Raw genomic sequence first — 2956 nt, 5'->3', positions numbered from 1 at the left:
GTTCATGTGCCACCGCTGCGGCTTCTTCGGCGCACCCGAGTTCGAGGCCACCACGCAGCCGACGACACTGGTGAAGGCAAGCGTGCGCGTGCTCGGCGGCGTCGCGCCGTCACAGGCTGGCAGCATCCCGTGGGTGGACATTGCAGATGCGACGATGAAGCTGGCCGACCCCGAGCGGGTGCAGGGCGGCCTGACGCGCGGTGGCCTCTACACCACGCGCATGAGCCTGCTGCTCGACACCGCGGCGAAGGCGCGCCTGGTGGCCGGCGTCAACCGCGTGCAGTTCCGCTTCAACGGCACCGACGGCGAATCCAACGGCTACCGCATCGTCGAGCTGCAACTGCAGGATGCGCAAGGCAGAAGCCTCGCGACCGACACCGCGCAATACGCCGACCTCAGCGCCGAAAAGGCAGCCGGGAAGGCGCTCAGCGCCGATGCGACGGCCGGCGACGCGCTGTGGCACGGCCTGGGCCTGCTGAAGAAATCGAGCATCGTCAACCGCAGCATCGAGGCGGCCTGTTCGTCGTGCCACGCGGTCGACGGGCGTGACCTGCAGTACTTCAACTACTCCAACAACGCGATCGTGCAGCGCGCGCGCTTCCATGGGCTGAGCGAGACGCAGGGCAAACAGATCGCCGCCTACATCCGCTACAGCCAGCGCGACGTGCCACACGTGGCGCAGGCCGCGCCGTGGAACCCGCCGTACCAGCCCGGCCCGGGGCTGGACGCGAAGCCCACCGTCGAATGGGCGGCCGGCGCCGGCATCGCCGCAGTGCTCGACAACGCGACGCAGGCCGCCAAGGCGCTGTTCGGCAAGCCGCAGGACCAGCCGCTCGCGCTGACGCAGGCCGACATCGACCGCGTGATGGACGTGAGCGCGACGATGAACGTGCGCGAGATCCCGATCCCGCTGCAGTTCCCGGACTGGAACGCGTGGATGCCGACCATCCACCCGATGGACGTGTGGCCGGAAGAGAATGCCGCGGTGGCCGGCGGCTCGTTCCTGAAGGGCGGCACCTTCGCGAACGGCAAGCAGGACACGCTCGCGCAGCACATCCGCGCACGCGCCTGGCTGCAGTCGCACCTGAACCCGAACGGCAAGTACGGCGACTGGAGCCACCTGACCGACGGCCAGCGCGACGAGATCCAGGCCATCTTCATGGGCATGGGCTTCTCGCCGAACAACTTCCTCGGCGATTTCAACGACCCGAACAAGGCGACCGGCGCGATCGTCGGCGCGCGCTGGCTGCAGTCGAAGGCGAACGGCGCGACGATGGCGCGGGCCGATGCCGGCGCGTTCACCTTCCCGGCCTTCACCGAGCGCGCGAAGATCTCGCTGACCAACTGGGGCGCGCTGCAGCAGTGGGAACTGGCCCACACCTTCGGGCTGGAGGGCAACCAGAAGTGGTTCATCCGCGCGGCCGACAAGCAGCCGAGCGGCGCCTGGGTCGGCGCGGGCGAGGCGCGCGGCTGGCCGTTCAACACTTTCGGCGTGTTCGAGCTGGCGCCGCACTTCATGCACGTCAACGAGCGGCTGCCCAACGGGGTCGACCGCAACCGCGTGATGGCCTGGGAGGCCAACAACATCGTCGCGTCGCTGTACCACACCAACCAGTGGTACCAGCTGCAGATGACGCTGAACTCGGGCGCGCAGCAGGCCTGGAGCAACTTCCCGATGGACTGGCCGTACATCGTGACGTGGGATGCGATGCTCACCGACGAGATGGGCCTGAAGAACGGTGCGCAGCACGAGGCGCTGAAGGCCAACCTGGTGCGCACGCTGCAGGCGCGCATCAAGCTCGCGCAGTACGTCAACAACGGCTACCCGATCAGCAAGCCCGACCCGAACCAGCCGAACGCGCCGGAGCGCGACCAGGGCAACAACGGCCGCGCGAAGGCGCTGTTCCATGTGGTGCCGACGCTGTACGTGGACGGCGGCGAGGCCTACAACTCGACCTCGCCGCAATCGCGCTACCGGCTCTACGACAGCTTGCAGCCCGGGCTCTACAAGATGGCCCTGAACGGCGGCATCCAGATGTTCAACCAGCTCTACGCGACGCAGCCGGTGACGGCCTGGCGGCGCTGCGACCCGAACGCGCTGATCGCAGGCGAGCCGGAGGAGACGACGGGCTTCCGCTTCTGCCTGGACCGGGCGATCAACCCGCTGCCGAGCGACGGCAAGGGCTCGGTGCAACTGCCGTTCGGCGCGCGCACCGACCAGATCGTGCGCTACGGGCTGATCAAGACGAAGGAGCTGGGCAGCGGCATCGAGCCGGCGCGGCTGAAGACCTGGAGCGACTGGGTCGGCGCGGCCTGGCCGCAGTGACCTGATCTATACGCCCGCGTAGGGCTCGACCGGCCGCTGGTTCTCGTCGACGCGCAGCGGCCGCCCGAGCGCCGGGAACGCGCGCTGCGCGCAGCCTTGGCGCTCGCAGACCTTGCAGCCGGGGCCGATCGGCGTCACCGCCTGCGGGTCGGCCAGCGCCAGCCCGCGGGCGTACACCAGGCGCGACGCGTGCCGGCGGTCGCAGCCCAGCGCCACCGCGAACTCGCGTGGCGGTGTGCCGAAGCCGCCGCTGTCGTGGCGGATGCAGCGGGCGATCCACAGGTAGGTGCGGCCGTCGGGCATCGAGGCCAGCTGTGTCAGCACCTTGCCGGGTTGCGCGAACGCCTCGTAGACGTTCCACAGAGGGCAGGTGCCGCCGGTGCGCGAGAAGTGGAAGTCGGTTGCCGACTGGCGCTTCGAGATGTTGCCGGCCCGGTCCACGCGCACGAAGAAGAACGGCACGCCACGCGCCTGCGGGCGCTGCAGCGTCGAGAGCCGGTGGCACACCGTCTCGAAGCTGACGCCGAAGCGGCGCGCCAGCCGATCGATGTCGTAGTGCAGTTCCTCCGCGGCGGCCAGGAAGGGCGCATAGGGCAGCACCAGCGCGCCGGCGAAGTAGCTGGCCAGCCC

The 2956-nt window shown here is 69.5% G+C and carries 2 protein-coding genes; one reads left to right on the top strand and one right to left on the bottom strand.

Translation table 11 applies throughout. From position 1 onward, the window contains the following. Positions 1-2326, top strand: a 2326-nt coding sequence (locus AC1D12_RS29780) for a hypothetical protein (RefSeq protein WP_477844821.1), incomplete at its 5' end; no start/stop codon positions are given. 6 nt (positions 2327-2332) lie between these two features. Here AC1D12_RS29780 and AC1D12_RS29775 read toward each other — a convergent pair. Beyond that, positions 2333-2956, bottom strand: a 624-nt coding sequence (locus tag AC1D12_RS29775; protein ID WP_477844819.1) for a helix-turn-helix domain-containing protein, incomplete at its 5' end; no start/stop codon positions are given.

The sequence above is a fragment of the Rhizobacter sp. P1_G5 genome, from assembly GCF_056405435.1.
This window is presented reverse-complemented; position numbering and strand designations above follow the sequence as displayed.